Here is a 16,442-nt window from a genome sequence, read left to right on the forward strand (position 1 = left end):
GATATGTCTGTGATGGAAGAGCCAGAGCAGCCAACGCCGCAAGAGCAACACCGAGCGGTTCCCATGTCTTCCACCGCTCAGTCAGTTTCCGCTGCTTCGACTGACGACGGCGATTCTCCTGCTCGTGACGACGCCGCAATCATCAAGGCGGGACTCGCCGCCGTAGAGGAATGGGAGGCCGAGCACGGTCCCATTTCCGCTGAAGCCTTGGCCTGGGCCGAAGAGGCCTTGAACGAAGCTCTTGGCTCTGCCAAAGAGCCATCCGACAAGTGAACGGAGTCACATATGACACTGGAGCTCTCATCGCGGCCGAGCGAGGCGACCAGCAGATGTGGGGGTTGCACCGCAGGGAAACCTAAGTGAGTTGATCGGCCGCGCCGGGATTTGTGGGCTTGGGCTGGCGCGGCGAAAATCGGGGGCAACGCCCGCCCCGCCACTCCCAGAGGTGCATCATGGCAGACCTGCCGTTCAAGGTGTTCGACGCCGACAACCACTACTACGAGGCCACCGACGCCTTCATCCGCCACATCGACCCGGCGATGAAGAAGCGCTGCATGCAGTGGGCCGACATCGACGGCAAGCAGCGCCTGCTGGTGGCGGGAAAGATCAACCGGTTCATCCCCAACCCCACGTTCGACCCGGTGTCCAAGCCGGGAGCGCTCCAGGACTTCTTCCGGGGCCGCAACAAAGAGGGCGTGGACGTGAAGACCATGTTCGGCGAGCTCGACCCCATCTCCGAGCGCCCTGAGTACCGCGACCGGGACAAGCGCCTGGAGTTGATGGACGCCCAGAACATCGAGGCCGCCTTGTTCTTCCCCACCCTGGGCGTGGGCATGGAGCAGTCGCTGCGCCACGACCCGCCAGCAGTGGTCGCCGCCTTCACCGCCTTCAACCGGTGGCTGGCCGAAGACTGGGGATTCGCCTACCAGGAGCGCATCTTCGCCGCCCCGGTGATCTCCATGATCGACGTGGAATGGGCCGTCTCCGAGGTGGAGTGGGCCTTGGCCAACGACGCCCGCATGGTGGTGATGGTGCCCGGCCCGGTTCCCACCCCTGAAGGGGGCGACCGCTCACCGGGCATGCCCCACTACGACCCGGTGTGGGCCCGCATCGCCGAGGCCGGCATCACCGTGGGCATGCACGGCGGCGACGGCGGCCTCCACGACTACAACGAGCGGTGGGAGCCCACCGCCGACTTCCAGTCGTTCCGAACCTCCACGTTCAAGCAGATCACCGGCCACGACCGCCAGATCTTCGACACCATGGCCGCCCTGGTGTGCCACGGGCTGTACGACCGCCATCCCAACCTGCGGGTCGCCTGCATCGAGAACGGGGGCATGTTCGCCCCTCGCCTGGTGGAGGAGCTGAAGATCGCCTACGGCAAGATGCCCCAGGAGTTCCGCACCGACCCGGTGGAGCAGTTCATCAAGCATGTCTGGGTGTCGCCCTACTACGAGGACGACATCGACCTGATCAAGGAGACGATAGGCGCCGACCACATGCTGTTCGGTTCCGACTACCCCCACGCCGAGGGGCTGGAGGTACCCACCGACTTCATCTACGACATCCCCAACTTCACCGATGCCGAGGCCAAGGCCATGATGCGGGACAACGCCTGGGACGTGATCACCCCCCGCTCCGCCCTGGCCGCCTGAAGCAACCCAAACCATCAATCCAAAGGACCTGACCCATGGGCATGCCCACTGACATTCCGATCATCGACACCATGGTCGGCTTTCCCAAACCCGACTTCTCCACCTACGACTTCATCCGGGCCCAGACCAAGGACGACCAGACGTCGGAGGAATTCGACTTCCCGGTGGAGTACATGTTCAAGGGAGTCCCCAAAGAGCTGTATGGCACCGACGACGACCCCATCCAGGTCGTGCTCAAGGAGATGGACCGGTTCAACGTCGAGATGGCTCTGATCTCCTGCGAAGACGAGACCGGCCAACGGGCGCTGAAGGACTACCCCAACCGGTTCATCCCCTCCATGAACGTGGACCCCAACGACGTGATGGGCGAAGTCCGCCGCATGGACCAGCTCCATCGGGAGTGGGACGTTCGGGCAGTAGGGGCGTTCCCCGCGGGCTGCTTCCCCCAGGTACCGATCGACGACGCTAAGTTCTACCCGATCTACGCCAAATGCGTGGAGCTGGATCTGCCCATGTTCGTGTGCGCCGGCGTGCCCGGCCCCCGCTTCCCGTTCTCGCCTCAGCACGTGGAGCGCATCGACCGGGTGATGTATGACTTCCCCGAGCTCACCTTCGTGACCCGCCATGGCTGCGAGCCGTGGGAAGACCTAGCAGTGAAGCTCATGCTGAAGTGGCCCGGCCTGCACTACTCCACCTCGGCATTCGCCCCCAAGCACTACCCCGAGGCCATTATCCGCTACGCCAACACCCGGGGCGCTGAGAAGGTGATCTACGCCGGCTACTTCCCGATGGGCCTGTCGCTGGAGCGGATCATGACCGACATGAAAGACGTCCCCTTCCGGGACAAGGTGTGGCCCGGCTTCCTTCGGGAGAACGCCCGCCGGGTTCTCAAATTGGATTGAGCGACAGGAGACAGCACATGAGCGATCAGCGAGTCGAGCAGGACTGGGAGACACCTTCTTTGGAGGAGATCCCGGTCATCACCAAGATGCACGTGGAGGCGATGGAGTCCAGCGACGACTCCGCGGTGTGGGGCGTGGCCGGCATGCACCATGTGCTGATCCGCACCATCGGACGCCGTTCGGGCAACGAGCACAAGGTGGCCCTGCCCTACTGGCGGGATCCCGACGGGCACCGCATCGTGGTGGCGTCGTACGCCGGGGCCAAGGCCCATCCTTCGTGGTACTTCAACCTGGCCGACAAGGAGGCCAACCCCGAGCTACTGGTCACCGACCAGGGCCAGGACTTCTGGGCGGTGGCCGACATCTGCGAAGGCGACGACTATCAGGCCACCTGGGACGGCTTGGTGGCCGACCGGGCCTGGTATGCCGACTACCAGGCCAAGGCCCCCCATCGCCAGATCCCCTTGGTGCGGCTCGTCGAGCAGCGCCCCGCTTAGGAGCAACCGCCATGCCGAACCAACCCGTCCGCACCCTGCCGCCCGCGGGGGCCATCCAAGACGAGCGCGAGATCGAAGCCGTGCTCGAGGTGCTGCGCTCCGGAGACCTGTTCATCGGAGAGAACGTGGCCCGATTCGAAAACGAGATCTCCACCTTGCTGGGCAAGCAGCGGGGGGTGATGGTCAACTCCGGCTCCTCGGCGCTGCTCTTGGCGGTGAGCATCTTGGACTTGGAACCAGGCGACGAGATCATCACCTCGGTTCTCACCTTCTCCACCGATGTGTCGTCCATCGTCCATCAGGGGCTGGTGCCGGTATTCGTCGACGTGGAGCCCGACACTTACCAGATCGACGTCAACCGCATTGAGGAGATGATCGGCCCCCGGACCAAGGCCGTATTGACCCCCAACCTGATGGGCAACTGCCCCGACTGGGATGTGATCCGGTCCATCGCCGACAAGCACGGGCTGAAGGTGATCGAGGACTCCTGCGATGTGCTGGACACCCGTTTGCGAGGCACCCGGATCGGCGCCCGCAGCGACATCAGCGTGACCAGCTTCGCCATCTCCCATTCGCTCACCTGTGCGGGCAACGGGGGCATGGTGGCCATGGACGATGCCGAGATGCACGACAAGTGCCTGACCCGCCGCCGCTGGGGAAGGCGCTCGGAGTCGTACCTGTACGGCTCCCGTCAGGGCGAGGACACCCGCTGGGGCCCCCTTGACGACGGCACCATGTACGACCAGATCTTCATCTTCGACGACATGGGCTACAACTTCGAGCCCTCAGAGCTGGGCGCGGCCTACGGGCTGGTGCAGCTCTCCAAGCTGGAGGAGTTCAACGCCCGCCGGCGCCACGCCTTTGATCGCTACAACGACCTGCTGGTCAACCACACCGACAAGGTGATCCTGCCTCGCACCACGCCTGATCTGGAGACCACCTGGATGCGCTACGGGTTCATCCTCCGGCCGGAGTCGGGCTACGACCGCACCGAGGTGCAGAACTTCCTCGAAGACCGCAACGTGCAGTCCCGCATGGTCTGGACCGGCAACATCCTCCGCCAGCCCGGCTTCTCGGGCATCGAACACCGGGCACCGGCCGCCGGCTTCCCCAATGCCGACCTGGTGATGGACAACGCGCTGTGCATCCCCACCCACCACGGGCTGGGGTCTGACGACATCGGCTACGTGGTCGACACCCTGTCCGATTTGTTCGGCGGCTGAGCCACCCCCCTTTGGGGCGCCGCGCTCAACCGCCGGCGAATTGCCCCATGTCGAAATAGTCCGACCAGCGGGCGATGCGCCCGTCGCGCACCTCGAACACGCCGCACACCGGCAAGGCAATTTGCCCGTCGCCGGTGTTGATGTAGTCGGTCCGCTCGTTCAAGACCATGTTGCCGTTGGCTGCCTGATGGTGGGTCTCGAACACAATGCCGCCGGAGGCGGGGAAGAACCCCTCCAAGAACGCCCGAATGGCCGCAGCCCCTTCCAAAGGGTCCATCGGCACGTTGTGATAAACGGCGTCATCGGTGAAGTAGGCCATCAGCTCGTCGGCGTCGCCGTTGGCCCATGCGGCGCAAAACTGGCTCACCAGCTCGCTGGGATCGGTTGGCAAATCAGCCATCGCACTCTCCTGTCATCGGGGATGCCCAGCATGGCCCGCCTCGCGCCCGCGCTGCCAAACGCGAAGACCCTCTAGCGCACGGCGGTGCCATGTGCTATCTTACAAAACAGTCCAGCTAGCCTGTTTTTCGGGCGCTGCCAATTTAGGGAGGGGAATCCCAATGCGGACCAACAAGACAAAACCGTTCCGAAGCTGGAGACTCACGGCCTTGCTCCTGGCTGTACTGGCGCTCGTCGCTGTCAGCTGCGGCAACGACGACGATGACGACGCCAGTGCTCCAGCTGCCACCGCAGCAGCCACTGCGGCGGCAACCGCGGCTCCGGCAACCGCGGCTCCGGCAACCGCGGCACCTACGCCAGAACCCGAGCCCGAGCCCGCGGATACCCATGGGTCGCAGCACACGATCACTATCGCGGTAAACGGCTGGAACGGTGCCGCAGCCAATTCAGCGGTTGCTGCTCAACTGCTTGAAAGCGAGCTCGGCTACGAGGTGGTCCGGGTGGACATCGACGAAAACTCCCAGTGGCCAGCCATCAACACCGGCGACATCGACGTGTCGCTGGAAATCTGGCCATCTGGGCACGCACAAGACGTCGTCGACTTCATCGACAATCCCGATGCCAACATCGACAACGCCGGACTGCTCGGACCCGTCGGCAAGATCGGCTGGTTCATCCCCACTTACATGGTGGACCAGCACCCGGAACTAGCTACCTGGGAAGGCTTCTCCGACCCTGAGCTAGCCAAGCTGTTTGCCACCGCAGAGACCGGCGACCTCGGACAGTTCCTGGGCGGCGACCCCAGCTTCGTGCAGTTCGACGAGGCGATCATCAACAACTTGGGCCTGCCTCTCCAGGTGGTCTACGCCGGCTCCGAGGCCGCAATCCTGGCCGCGGTTGATTCGGCCTACAGCCGTCAAGACCCGATCCTGGTCTACCTGTGGACGCCGCACTCGGCATTCAACAACTACGACCTCACCAATGTGCTCCTTCCCGAGTACACCGACGCATGCGGCGAGGCAGCGGCGAGTGCGCCCGAGGATGTTGACTGCGACTACCCGGCAGACGTGCTGTTCAAGATCATCAACGCCGACCTGGCTGAGAACGCCCCTGATGCAGACGCATTCCTGAGGGCCATGAACTACACCAGCGCCGACCAGATCGCGATGCTGGCCGCCATCGAAAACGATGGCCTGTCAGTGGACGACGCGGCAGCCGCGTGGATTGAGGCCAACGAAAACGTCTGGAGCGCTTGGCTCCCCTCCTAGGCTCCAGCTGAGAACTGGTGTCGGCGGCTTGCGGGAGCTGCCGACACCAGTTCTCTCTTCCTCTCATTAGGTCATTAGGAGCAGTCGTTGTACGACTTCATCATCGTCGGAGGCGGCTCTGCTGGCTGCGCGTTGGCCAACCGACTGAGTGCGGATGCCGACAACAGCGTTCTGGTACTGGAAGCAGGGCGGCGGGATTACAAGTGGGATGTGTTCATTCACATGCCCGCGGCCCTGGCTTTTCCCATCGGCAGTCGCTTCTACGACTGGCAATACGAGAGCGAGCCCGAGCCCCACATGGGAGGTCGACGGGTCTATCACGCCCGGGGCAAGGTTCTAGGCGGCTCAAGCTCGATCAACGGCATGATCTTCCAGCGGGGAAACCCCGCCGACTACAACAAGTGGGCCGCCGAACCCGGCATGGAGAACTGGGACTACCGCCACTGTCTGCCCTACTTCAAGCGCATGGAAACCTGTCTGGCTGGGGCAGACCAGTGGCGCGGCGACGACGGACCGCTGGTGTTGGAGCGGGGGCCGGCCGACAGCCCCCTGTTCACCGCCTTCTTCAAGGCAGTGCAGGAGGCGGGATACGAACTGACCAACGACGTCAACGGGTACCGCCAAGAGGGCTTCGCTGCGTTTGACCGCAACGTCCACCGGGGACGGCGGCTCTCGGCGTCGCGGGCCTACCTGCACCCGGTGATGCACCGCAAGAACCTCGAGGTGAAAACGGGCACTCTCATCAGCCGGGTGCTGTTCGAGGGCAACCGTGCGGTTGGCGTTGAGTACCGCCGTCGGGGACGCAAGCACACCGCCCGGGGGGGCCAGATCCTGTTGTGCGCGGGGGCGTTCGGCTCAGCCCAGCTGCTCCAGCTCTCCGGGGTGGGGCCGGCTGGCCTGCTGGAGTCTTTGGAAATCCCGGTAGTGGCCGACCGGCCCGGAGTGGGAGAGAACCTCCAAGACCACCTGGAGGTGTACGTTCAGTACGCCTCCAGCCAACCGGTTTCCATGCAGCCCCATCTCAAGCTGTGGCGCCGGCCCTGGATCGGCCTGCAATGGCTGGCCCGAAAAGGGCCAGGGGCCACCAACCACTTCGAGGGCGGCGGCTTCGTCCGCTCCAACCCCGACGAGTCCTACCCGAATCTCATGCTCCACTTCCTGCCGTTGGCCATCCGCTACGACGGCTCGTCGCCGAGCAGCGGACACGGCTACCAAGTTCACGTCGGACCCATGTACTCAGACGCCCGGGGCCATCTGCGAATCAAATCGCTCGACCCCCGGGTGAAGCCGGCGATTCAGTTCAACTACCTCTCCACGGAGCAGGACCGGCGCGAGTGGGTGGAGACCATCAGAGTGACCCGCAGCATCATGAGCCAACCGGCGTTTGCCGCCTACAACGCCGGCGAGCTGTCTCCGGGCCCCGAAATCGCCACCGATGACCAAATCATGGACTGGGTGGCCCGCGACGCTGAGACCGCGCTGCATCCCGCGGGAACGGCTCGCATGGGAAATGATGATCAATCAGTCGTGGACCCCGCAACGATGCAGGTTCACGGAACCGAGGGGCTGACGGTGGTGGACGCCTCAGTGATGCCCACCGTCACCAACGGCAACATCTACGCCCCGGTGATGATGATTGCCGAGAAGGCGGCCGATCTCATCTTGGGCAGCCAGCCCTTGGCTCCCCAGGATGCCCCGGTCTATTCCGCCGAGCCGATCAGGTCCCGAGCCGCCCCATGATCGGAAATCAGGCTGGAAACCAAGTCGATCACCTTGCTGCGCTCCTCCCCGGTGGGCGGGGCCAAGCCGAACAGGTCGATGAGCCAGAGCCCGTCGCCGACGATTCGGGCCAGCAGCGCCCCAACCTCGTCGAGCCCGTCGTCGTGGCACAGCCGGTCCTGCCAACGCCGAAAAGTGGCCCGAGTGCTGTCCAGCAGGTCGTCGTCCACTGCGGCGGCGGCCAGGATCGACACCGCGGTGTCGGTGGCCGCCTTGGTCGGCTCCCGCACGTAGTCGAGGTAGGCCAGCGCGAACGCTCCCTGGCTGGCCTCGATGCCGTCGGCCAGCACGTTGAGCTCGTGGTCGAGCACTCCCATCACCTGATTGAGCAAACCGACGATCAGAGCGTCTTTGGAGCCGAAGTGATACAGGAAGCCGCCCTTGCTCACACCGGCCCGGGCCGCCACCTTGTCAAGAGTCAGCGACGAGACTCCCTCTTGGATGATCACCTCGGTGGCCGCTTGGAGTATCCGGTCGCGGGTCAGCACGGCCCGCTCTTGCACCGGCTGATTTCTGGGCCGTTCGCCCGCCTGTCCCATTGCCGGGTCAGGGTAGCCCAAACCGATACCCGTCTGTTCGGACGGTAAAGTCGGTAGCCGGGGACGGCAATGGACACTGCGACAGACACGGTCAACGAAGCAACCCAAGTCCGAGTCGAGGGCGTGTGGAAGGTCTTCGGACGAAAGCCCGCCGAGGCCCGGGAGATGGCCGGCGCCGGGGCCACCCGGGAGGAGATCCAAACCGCCACCGGAAGCGTGGTGGCCGTGCGCGACGTCACCTTCCGCGTGGCGCCGGGAGAGACGTTCGTGGTCATGGGCCTTTCCGGCTCGGGCAAATCCACCCTCATCCGGTGCGTCTCCCACTTGGTGGAGCCGACCGAAGGAACAGTGGAGGTGTGCGGCACAGAGCTCACCCAAGCCGACAATGCCACGCTGCGGGACCTGCGCCGTCAGAAGATGGCGATGGTCTTCCAGCACTTCGGTTTGTTCCCCCACCGCAAGGTGGTGGACAACGTGGCCTACGGGCTCGAAGTGCAGGGGGTGGATCGTCAGGACCGACAAGACCGAGCCAGAGAGCTGTTGGACACGGTCGGCTTGGAGGGTTGGGGCGACCACTACCCCCAGCAGCTCAGCGGCGGCATGCAGCAGCGGGTGGGGCTGGCCCGAGCCCTGGCCGTGGACCCCGAGGTGCTGTTCTTCGACGAGCCGTTCTCTGCGCTCGACCCGCTCATCCGCCGTGACATGCAAGACGAGCTCATCGACCTTCAGATGAAGCTCCAGCGGACACTGGTGTTCATCACCCATGACTTCGCCGAGGCGCTGAAGCTGGCCGACCGCATTGCGATCATGAACGACGGGGCCTTTGTGCAGGTCGGCACCCCGGTGGAGATCCTCACCAATCCGGCGGACGACTATGTGCGGGCGTTCACCCAGGATGCCCCGGTGGCCAAGGTCTTGCAGGCCTGTTCGCTGATGCGACCCCTCGACGGGACCGCAATCGAGCCGGGATGGCCGCAAGTGTCGTTGACCACACCGTTGGAGACTGCCCTCCCCCACTTGCTCGGGTCGACCCACCCCGTGGTGGTTTGCGATGAGCACAACACGCCGGTGGGCCTGCTCCACGGAGACGATGTCGCGGGTGTGATTTCTGAGAACCGCCCATGACGGCGGTCGATGAGGCCCGCCGCATGGTCGGCGGGCTTCGAAGCGGGACCGACAGTCGCCTGGCGCGTTTCATCCTGGCCGTCGGCACCATAATCGTGCTGGTACTGGTGTTTCGGCTGTCCACCAACTTCGGCGTCTTCCCCGACTCCTGGGATATCGGACTGGCCGATCCCATCGACCGGGCCCGGCGGTGGCTGATCAACAACCAGACCTCCCACTGGCTGTACACCGCGTTCTTGAACCCCATTACCGATGCCATCGACTGGGGGATCCGCCGCTTGGAATCCATCCTCAAATGGTTTCCGTGGTACTCCTACCCGCTGTTCACCGGCATCGGACTGTGGTGGACCCGAGGACGAGTGGCCGGAGTGCTCGGCTTGGCCAGCGTGTCGCTGATCGGAGTGGTGGACCTCTGGGAGGAGTCCTTCGCCACCCTGGCGCTGATGGGAGTGTCGGTGCTCATCTCCATGGTCATCGGCATTCCGCTTGGCATTGCGGCCTGGCGCAGTGACGCGGTTGCCAGAGTGGTTCGCCCCACCCTGGACGCCATGCAGACCATGCCGGGGTTCGTCTACCTCATCCCGTTCGTGCTGCTGTTCGGGTTTGGGCGGGTCCCTGCGTTGATCTCCACGGTGATCTTCGCTTTGGCACCGGTGGTACGGCTCACCGAGGTGGGGCTGCGCACCGTCCCCCAGGTCACCGTCGAGGCCTCGGAGATGTTCGGCGCCACCGAGCGCCAGACTCTACGGCTTGTTCGCCTCCCTCAAGCCCGGCCGGCCATTTTCGCGGGGATGAACCAAACCACGATGCTGGCCATGAGCATGGTGGTCATCGCCGCATTCATCGGCGCCGGAGGCCTGGGCCAAGTGGTGCTGCGGTCCATGCAGAACATCAACGTGGGGAAGGCGTCGGAGGCCGGAATCGCCATCGTGATCATGGCCATCATTCTCGACCGCTTCTCCACCGGAATCGCCACTGCGGATCCGGGCCGCGACGCACTGGCCATTCGGTGGCTGGCCACCGCAGTATCCGTGGTGGCCGTCGTCGGGGGCATTATCGGCCACAACGAGTTCCCCGAACCGCTGAACTGGCAGTTCGCCCCCTACGTGAACGACGCCACCGACTGGGCTCGGGACAACCTGTACGACATCGGCGGCTCGGAGATCGGGACCGGCCCGTTCAGCGACTTCGTCACCCTCGAGTTCGTGACCCCGCTGCGCGAGCTGCTCGCGTCCGACATCCCGTGGCCGGCGATGATCGGGATCGGAGTCGTTCTCGGTCTGTGGGCCCGAGGGATCCGTCTGTCCATCGGCATCGGAGCGGCGTTGTTCGCCATCGGGTTCTTGGGCATGTGGGCGCTGTCCATGGACACCTTGGCCCAGACCATCGTGGGGGTGGCCATCACCCTGGCCATCGGGGTGCCCGTGGGAATTCTGACCTCGCACAATGATCTGCTCCGAACCGCCCTCAAACCAGTGCTGGACTTCTTCCAAACCATTCCCAGCTTCGTGCTGCTGGTGCCAGTGATCACCCTCTTCCACGTGGGCCGCATTCCCGGCATCATCGCCTCGGTGATCTATGCCCTTCCCGCCGCGGTCCACTACACCGACCTCGGGCTGCGCCGAGTGCCCGCGGAGATCCATGAGGCGGCCGAGAGCTTCGGGGCGACCCGCGGCCAGCGTCTGCGCCGAGTGGAGATGCCGCTGGCCGCTCCCGAGCTGATAGTGGCGGTGAACCAGGTGATCATGCTCATCCTGGCCATGGTGGTCATCGCCGGCCTGGTCGGCGGGGGCGGTTTGGGTTTGGAAGCCGTTCGGGGGCTGCGGCGCAGCGACGCAGTAGGGCGGGGCTTCGAGGCCGGCATCGCCATCGTGCTGTTGGCCAGCATCCTCGACCGCCTCACCCGGGCCATCGCCGACCGCCTCCGCCCTCCGGCTGCGGTCTAAGGGGCCACCGCTCAAGCCGAAACAATCACCGGCCGTCCTCGATCCACGCGGCCGTGGCCGCCGCCTGCTTCGTGCCGTCGAAAGAGATGCGCTGGGTGGGCTCGACCTCGAGGATCACTCGCCGGGAGGAATCCAAGAATTGGGCAAAGTGGCGCTGCATCTCCTCATCGGCGTGCAGGGCGGCAGCCAATTCTGGGTAGAACCAGGCTTTGGTCTCGTCGTCGTCGTGGAGGCGGCAAATGCCCTTGTAGGTCACTGTCTGCCTGCGGGGCACCCCGTCTGCCCCGGTGCTTGTCACCACCACGCATACCCGGGGGTCGCGGCGCACTGCGGCGATGCGGGCCCGCTGGCCGCTGGCCGTCAGCCAGAAGCGCCCATCCCGCCAGATGAAACTCATGATGACCCCCACCGGCCATCCCTCTTTGTTGGCCCAGATGAATGTGCATTCGGTCTGAGCCGCCAGCATGGCCTCCTCGGCGTCGGTTTCCAGCCCCCATCCCGTCACATCCTCGTAGTCGGCCACCGTGTCGGATTGGTGTTCGTCGCTCATCAGTGCCTCCGCCCGCTCAGCCCTCGGCCATTGTTTGTACTTGGGATCGGGCTATCTTGCCCAGAGGACTACGGGGAAATGCCTCCACGAAGCAGATCTCGCTCGGAACCTTGAACGCGGCCAGATTGGCCCGACACAGGCCGAGCAGGTCTTCTGCTGCCACTTCCACACCGTTGGCCGGCTGCACGAAGGCCACCACCACCTCCCCGAGGCGGTCATCGGGCCGGCCCACCACACAGCATTCGGCCACCCGGCTGTCGGCCCCCAGCACCCGCTCGATCTCGGCGGGGTAGATGTTGTTGCCGCCCCGGATGATCAGCTGGCTGCGACGCTCCACGATGTACAGCTCGCCGTCGGTGTCGAACCGGCCCAGGTCGCCAGAGTGGACCACGCCGCCCCGCAACGTTTCGGCCGACAGTTCGGGCAGGCCCCAATACCCCAGCATGGTGCGGTATACCCCGGCCCACAGACCGTCCCGACGGGGACCGAAGCAGATCTCCCCCACCTCGCCCACCGGCACGAGCCGGTCTTCGTCATCGAGCACCTGCACCTCCACGTGGGGCAGCGGCCGCCCGCAGCTTCCCTCGATGATCGGGCGGCCGAGATCTTGGCGGGCCACCAGCGTCGGCCCCTCGGTGAGGGCATAGCTGGTGGCCGGCTTGGCCCCGAACCGCTCCTCGAACAGCAGTTTGACCGTTTCGGGCATTGCCGCACCCCCCACCCGGGGCTTGGTGAGGGTGGCCAGATCGTCGGGATGGACATCGGGGTGGGTTAGCAGGTCGTAGGCCACTGTGGGCACCACGGCAAAGTGGGTGACGCCCTCCTGCTTGATCCATCGGGCCAGCGACAGCGGGTCGTGGCGATCGGCAATGGCACAGGTGGCATGGGCCTGAACCGTGGTCAACGGGTTAAGCACTTGCAGGTTCAGGATGCTCAGCGGCTGGACGCACAAGAACACGTCGTCGGCGTCGTAGCTGCCCCGCTCCACGGCCACCGCTCCCGGCAACAGGGCATTGTGCTGGCTGTGCATCACCCCTTTAGGGCTGCCGGTCGTGCCCGAGGTATAGGCGATGGCCGCAGCAGCCAGCGGGTCGGCCTCGGGCCATGGATCCAGGGGATCGGCGCTGGTTACCAGCGATCGCCATTCATCCAGATCGACGGTTCGGGGTGAGCTCACATCCTCGGAGGGATCGGCGGTCAAATACAGCGCGGGCTGGCAGTCGCCGATCAGATAGCGCTTCTCGGGAGGAGCCAGCACGGTGTGGACGCCCACGAACACCGCGCCGCGGATCCAAATACCCATGAGCGCAACCACGATGTCGATGTCGTTGGGGAGCGACACCGCCACCCGGTCGCCGGCTTGAACCCCAAGGCCGTCAAGTGCGGCGGCAGCTCTGGACGCCTCATCGGCCAACTCGGCATAGGTCAATCGCCCGCGAGCACCGACCAGCGCGGCCTTCTCCGGGACCGCATCCACCGCTCGACCGAACTGCACATCCAGCGACAAAGGCCGGCTGAAGTCAATGGGAGGGGTATCCAGCACCGGCCCACTGTAGGCGGCGGGCTCGTTGAGCGGCCTCTATCCTCGGGCCATGAGCGCATCCATCGCATTCGGCACCGGGAAGGTTCCCGAAGACCTGACCACCTACGGGGCTTGGGCCCGCCAGGTGGAGAGCTCGGGCTTCTCCATGGTGGTGGCGGGCGACTCCCAGTCGCTGTGGGCCGACCCCTTCCTCACCCTCTCTGTGGCCGCCAATCACACTGAAAAGGCGCTGCTGGCCACCACGGTCACCAACCCCGTCACCCGCCATCCGGCCGCAGCCGCCTCCACCGCCATGGCCCTCCAGCAGATTTCGGGAGGGCGGTTCCACTACGGGATCGCCTCGGGCGACAGCGCGCTGCTCAATATTGGGGAGAAGCCGGCGACCGTGGACTACCTCCGGGACTACACCGCGGCGGTCAAGGCGCTCAGCAACCGCGAGACAGCTCGCTGGCAGGGCAAGGACCTGCACATGCGCTGGGGTCCGGCACCGGTCCCAGTGTGGATCGCCGCGGAAGGGCCCCGCACCCAGTACATGGCCGGTCAGATTGCCGACGGGGTGATCTTGTCCAACAGCCTGCCCGCCGACGTGTGCGAGATCGTGCTGGGCAACATCGCCGAAGGGGCCCGCTCGGTGGGCCGAGACCCCGACGAGGTCGAGGTGTGGTGGTTCGCCAACCTGCTGTTCGCCGAGTCGGAGGAGGCCGGCCTGGAGCAGATCAAGTTCCTGATCGCGGGCACGGCCAACCACGTGTACCGCTTCCACATGGACGGCAAGGGATTACCTGAGGACATCAAGCCCCGGGTGGCCGCCATGATGGCCGAGTACGACAGCCGCCACCACGCCTTCGCCGATGGGGCCAACGTCAACGCCGGGCTGGCCGACAAGCACGGCCTCACCGAGTTCTTGGCCAGCCGCGGCACCATTGCCGGCCCGCCCGAATACTGCATCGACCGGCTCACCGAACTGGCCGAGCGGGGGGTGAACAAAATGGTGCTGGCTCAGTTCATGGACGACAAAGAAGGCTGGATGCGCACATTCGCCGACACCATCGCCCCCGTTTTCTGCCGCTGAGCAATCAAGGCGCTGCGCTGTTGCGACCCCAGGATCAGCTTTCGGCATCCGCCGGCAAAAGGCGGAACGGGAGGCTGGAGAGAGATCGGACGACCCGGAAATGCCGCTCGTCCAGGGTCAAGATGGTGTCGGTCTCGTACCGGTGGGCAAGCACAACCAGGGAGGCGTCGGTCAAACCGAGCGGCAGATCCCGATAACGCTCGATCACCGCCCGAGCCCGAATCAGATCGTCGAGCCCAAACGAAGCCAGTTCGTAAGCCCCAGAGGACAGCTCGCCGAGGAGGGCCAACTCGGCGTCCACTCCTGCCAACTGAGCCGTCAAATAGTCCAGTTCGGCCAAGACCAGCGGCGAGAGAACCAGCGGCCTTGTGGAAGCGATGACTCGGGCGCATGCCTCGTGCTGTCTCTGGTCAGGGACGAAGGCAGCGAGAAGCACGCTGGTGTCGACGATCACTGGCCAAAGCCGGTCTCGGCCAGCAATTCGTCGACTCGCTCGGCCAGCGTCGGATCGCCCCACCCCTCGGCAAACAGCGGCACTGTGGGCGACACCTCGCGACGCTTGAGAGCCTGATCAAGCGCTTCGCGCACGATGGCCGCCTCAGTGCACCGCTCCTGCTCAGCAACCTGCTCCAACCGCAACTTCAGATCATCCGGAAGGTAGATAGTCGTCCGCTTCACGCCATACATCATAACATACATTTACGTCTGGAGGCATCCTGCCGAAGACCACGTGGATTGCTGGTCGCGCCGGGTTCTGACGGCTTCGCCAGTCGATGCAATCACCACGACGCGACCCGTCAGACTAAAAGTTAGTCATCTTGACAAATTATCAGATCTGCCTTATGCTGCCCCAGCAGGCGGCCACAGGGTTGAAGGGAGGCAGAGTATGAGCACGCAGGGCATACCGCCCACTCTCCATTTGCCCGCTGAGAGCGCAAAGCAGGGTGGGTGCAGTGCGCGGAGGGTTGGGAGAACTCTCGCCCTCGCTCTTACGTTCTTCGCATTCCTGCTACCACCGGTGAGCTCTGCAAGCGCGAAACCTGATGGGAAAACATGGGAAGACTTCATCCAGACTGTCTGGGCGTTCGAATCGTCGATTGATCCGAGCAAGCAATCCTTTTACGAAGCAAACTGGGACAAACCAGTTATGGACCCATACCCGCTCGTATATTACCCAGGGCGGGTTGTGCGGAATTATGGCACAGGCAATCCGGCGATGAGCGAATCGCTCACAGTGAGCCAGTATTTTGAAGTGATTGGTGTTGCCAAATTTTTTGATAAAGGTACTCCCATAACCGATTGGGAGAACATACAGTCTAAGGTAACAAACTACCTAGGATTTGTGGGGTTTCAATTTCAAGAATCTGATCTGTATGACCTTGGCTATTACAAATATGGCACAGTTACCATTTCCCAAATTACCTATCCATCTCACTATGTAGATGTCCCGAACTCAAACTGGGCATATGGAATAACGGGATTTCTTGACACTAATTCCAAGCAGGTTTCAGAGCCAACCTATGTCACGGATGTTATTCACTGGGATGCGGGTACGTTTACAGGCAAGAACGGCATTGATAACTACAACGACTTCACAACCCCTGAGAAGCACAAGATAATTATCCAAGATCATTTCAAAAACAAGTTTGATGGAATCGTAGCTGGTTTGGCAAAATACGGAAAAACCCTTGATGACTATCTTGGAACGATAGTCACCTGGAACGGCCTTGATCCACCGGTTAGTCCACCCCCAGGCGGTCGATCCAACTCGGTGACTATCACTCTTTCAGGCCTTTTGGCTGGCGCACACTTGCGCGGTGCTGAGGGTGTCATTGAGCTGCTTGTAAAGCACCAAAACCCAGCCGACGAGAGCGGTACATATATATTGCAATATGTACAGGATTATGCGGGTTATGACACTCCGTTCAAACCCTGACATCCATT

The 16,442-nt window shown here is 63.8% G+C and carries 17 protein-coding genes; 11 read left to right on the top strand and 6 right to left on the bottom strand.

Translation table 11 applies throughout. From position 1 onward, the window contains the following. Positions 1–3: 3 nt before the first annotated feature. The 5 genes from ACOGI7_RS07935 to ACOGI7_RS07955 all read left to right on the top strand — a co-directional run bounded on the left by ACOGI7_RS07935 (position 4) and on the right by ACOGI7_RS07955 (position 4,277). The gene (locus ACOGI7_RS07935; protein ID WP_419851377.1) at positions 4–273 is read left to right on the top strand and encodes a hypothetical protein; all 270 of its coding nucleotides are present in this window, start codon (positions 4–6) and stop codon (positions 271–273) included. Positions 274–452: 179 nt separating this feature from the next. Next, positions 453–1,655 (top strand): amidohydrolase family protein, encoded by a 1,203-nt coding sequence (locus ACOGI7_RS07940; protein ID WP_419851378.1) that lies wholly within the window; start codon positions 453–455, stop codon positions 1,653–1,655. A 35-nt stretch (positions 1,656–1,690) separates the two neighbouring features. Next, positions 1,691–2,557 carry an amidohydrolase family protein gene (locus ACOGI7_RS07945; RefSeq protein ID WP_419851379.1) on the top strand — a complete coding sequence of 289 codons (867 nt, stop codon included), beginning with the start codon at positions 1,691–1,693 and terminating at the stop codon, positions 2,555–2,557. 17 nt (positions 2,558–2,574) lie between these two features. Continuing rightward, positions 2,575–3,054: a nitroreductase/quinone reductase family protein gene (locus ACOGI7_RS07950; RefSeq protein ID WP_419851380.1), complete on the top strand. Its 480-nt coding sequence runs from the start codon at positions 2,575–2,577 to the stop codon at positions 3,052–3,054. An 11-nt stretch (positions 3,055–3,065) separates the two neighbouring features. Beyond that, positions 3,066–4,277, top strand: a complete 1,212-nt coding sequence (locus ACOGI7_RS07955) for a DegT/DnrJ/EryC1/StrS family aminotransferase (protein ID WP_419851381.1) — start codon at positions 3,066–3,068, stop codon at positions 4,275–4,277. A 25-nt stretch (positions 4,278–4,302) separates the two neighbouring features. Here ACOGI7_RS07955 and ACOGI7_RS07960 read toward each other — a convergent pair whose 3' ends face one another. Beyond that, positions 4,303–4,677 (bottom strand): SgcJ/EcaC family oxidoreductase, encoded by a 375-nt coding sequence (locus ACOGI7_RS07960; protein ID WP_419851382.1) that lies wholly within the window; start codon positions 4,675–4,677, stop codon positions 4,303–4,305. Between the two features lie 208 nt (positions 4,678–4,885). Here ACOGI7_RS07960 and ACOGI7_RS07965 point away from each other — a divergent pair, with 208 nt between their 5' ends. Both ACOGI7_RS07965 and betA read left to right on the top strand, forming a co-directional pair. Beyond that, entirely contained in the window at positions 4,886–5,944 is a 1,059-nt protein-coding gene (locus ACOGI7_RS07965; RefSeq protein WP_419851383.1) for an ABC transporter substrate-binding protein, read from the top strand. An 87-nt stretch (positions 5,945–6,031) separates the two neighbouring features. Continuing rightward, positions 6,032–7,684: a choline dehydrogenase gene (gene betA, locus ACOGI7_RS07970; RefSeq protein WP_419851384.1), complete on the top strand. Its 1,653-nt coding sequence runs from the start codon at positions 6,032–6,034 to the stop codon at positions 7,682–7,684. On the opposite strand, the gene ACOGI7_RS07975 is transcribed toward betA, so the two are convergent. Further along, complete coding sequence (locus tag ACOGI7_RS07975; protein ID WP_419851385.1) at positions 7,645–8,262, bottom strand: TetR/AcrR family transcriptional regulator; 618 nt, start codon at positions 8,260–8,262, stop codon at positions 7,645–7,647. The genes betA and ACOGI7_RS07975 overlap by 40 nt on opposite strands. Positions 8,263–8,331: 69 nt before the next feature. Here ACOGI7_RS07975 and ACOGI7_RS07980 point away from each other — a divergent pair, with 69 nt between their 5' ends. Both ACOGI7_RS07980 and ACOGI7_RS07985 read left to right on the top strand, forming a co-directional pair. Beyond that, the gene (locus ACOGI7_RS07980) at positions 8,332–9,387 is read left to right on the top strand and encodes a quaternary amine ABC transporter ATP-binding protein (RefSeq protein ID WP_419851386.1); all 1,056 of its coding nucleotides are present in this window, start codon (positions 8,332–8,334) and stop codon (positions 9,385–9,387) included. After that, entirely contained in the window at positions 9,384–11,333 is a 1,950-nt protein-coding gene (locus tag ACOGI7_RS07985) for an ABC transporter permease (protein WP_419851387.1), read from the top strand. Before ACOGI7_RS07980 ends, ACOGI7_RS07985 begins: the two co-directional genes overlap by 4 nt. A 25-nt stretch (positions 11,334–11,358) precedes the next feature. Here ACOGI7_RS07985 and ACOGI7_RS07990 read toward each other — a convergent pair whose 3' ends face one another. Together ACOGI7_RS07990 and ACOGI7_RS07995 are read right to left on the bottom strand one after the other, a co-directional pair. Further along, positions 11,359–11,883 carry a pyridoxamine 5'-phosphate oxidase family protein gene (locus ACOGI7_RS07990; RefSeq protein WP_419851388.1) on the bottom strand — a complete coding sequence of 175 codons (525 nt, stop codon included), beginning with the start codon at positions 11,881–11,883 and terminating at the stop codon, positions 11,359–11,361. A gap of 16 nt (positions 11,884–11,899) precedes the next feature. After that, complete coding sequence (locus ACOGI7_RS07995; RefSeq protein WP_419851389.1) at positions 11,900–13,426, bottom strand: class I adenylate-forming enzyme family protein; 1,527 nt, start codon at positions 13,424–13,426, stop codon at positions 11,900–11,902. A 49-nt stretch (positions 13,427–13,475) separates the two neighbouring features. On the opposite strand from ACOGI7_RS07995, the gene ACOGI7_RS08000 reads away from it, so the two are divergent. After that, entirely contained in the window at positions 13,476–14,498 is a 1,023-nt protein-coding gene (locus ACOGI7_RS08000) for an LLM class flavin-dependent oxidoreductase (protein ID WP_419851390.1), read from the top strand. A 34-nt stretch (positions 14,499–14,532) separates the two neighbouring features. On the opposite strand, the gene ACOGI7_RS08005 is transcribed toward ACOGI7_RS08000, so the two are convergent. After that, positions 14,533–14,952, bottom strand: a complete 420-nt coding sequence (locus ACOGI7_RS08005) for a PIN domain-containing protein (RefSeq protein ID WP_419851391.1) — start codon at positions 14,950–14,952, stop codon at positions 14,533–14,535. Next, a complete protein-coding gene (locus ACOGI7_RS08010; RefSeq protein WP_419851392.1) occupies positions 14,949–15,176 on the bottom strand; it encodes a CopG family transcriptional regulator in 228 nt (75 codons plus the stop codon). The genes ACOGI7_RS08005 and ACOGI7_RS08010 overlap by 4 nt, the downstream gene beginning before the upstream one ends. A gap of 208 nt (positions 15,177–15,384) precedes the next feature. On the opposite strand from ACOGI7_RS08010, the gene ACOGI7_RS08015 reads away from it, so the two are divergent. Beyond that, positions 15,385–16,434 (top strand): hypothetical protein, encoded by a 1,050-nt coding sequence (locus ACOGI7_RS08015; protein WP_419851393.1) that lies wholly within the window; start codon positions 15,385–15,387, stop codon positions 16,432–16,434. Positions 16,435–16,442 lie beyond the last annotated feature (8 nt).

The sequence above is a fragment of the Candidatus Poriferisocius sp. genome (assembly GCF_965204145.1).
Taxonomy (GTDB): Bacteria; Actinomycetota; Acidimicrobiia; order Acidimicrobiales; family Bin134; genus Poriferisocius.

Excerpts from the sequence above, each read along its gene's own strand:
- ACOGI7_RS07935 (WP_419851377.1), top strand. The coding sequence starts at position 4 with ATGTCTGTGATGGAAGAGCCAGAGCAGCCAACGCCGCAAGAGCAACAC.
- ACOGI7_RS07940 (WP_419851378.1), top strand. The coding sequence starts at position 453 with ATGGCAGACCTGCCGTTCAAGGTGTTCGACGCCGACAACCACTACTAC.
- ACOGI7_RS07945 (WP_419851379.1), top strand. The coding sequence starts at position 1,691 with ATGGGCATGCCCACTGACATTCCGATCATCGACACCATGGTCGGCTTT.
- ACOGI7_RS07950 (WP_419851380.1), top strand. The coding sequence starts at position 2,575 with ATGAGCGATCAGCGAGTCGAGCAGGACTGGGAGACACCTTCTTTGGAG.
- ACOGI7_RS07955 (WP_419851381.1), top strand. The coding sequence starts at position 3,066 with ATGCCGAACCAACCCGTCCGCACCCTGCCGCCCGCGGGGGCCATCCAA.
- ACOGI7_RS07960 (WP_419851382.1), bottom strand. The coding sequence starts at position 4,677 with ATGGCTGATTTGCCAACCGATCCCAGCGAGCTGGTGAGCCAGTTTTGC.
- ACOGI7_RS07975 (WP_419851385.1), bottom strand. The coding sequence starts at position 8,262 with ATGGGACAGGCGGGCGAACGGCCCAGAAATCAGCCGGTGCAAGAGCGG.
- ACOGI7_RS07980 (WP_419851386.1), top strand. The coding sequence starts at position 8,332 with ATGGACACTGCGACAGACACGGTCAACGAAGCAACCCAAGTCCGAGTC.
- ACOGI7_RS07985 (WP_419851387.1), top strand. The coding sequence starts at position 9,384 with ATGACGGCGGTCGATGAGGCCCGCCGCATGGTCGGCGGGCTTCGAAGC.
- ACOGI7_RS07990 (WP_419851388.1), bottom strand. The coding sequence starts at position 11,883 with ATGAGCGACGAACACCAATCCGACACGGTGGCCGACTACGAGGATGTG.
- ACOGI7_RS08000 (WP_419851390.1), top strand. The coding sequence starts at position 13,476 with ATGAGCGCATCCATCGCATTCGGCACCGGGAAGGTTCCCGAAGACCTG.
- ACOGI7_RS08015 (WP_419851393.1), top strand. The coding sequence starts at position 15,385 with ATGAGCACGCAGGGCATACCGCCCACTCTCCATTTGCCCGCTGAGAGC.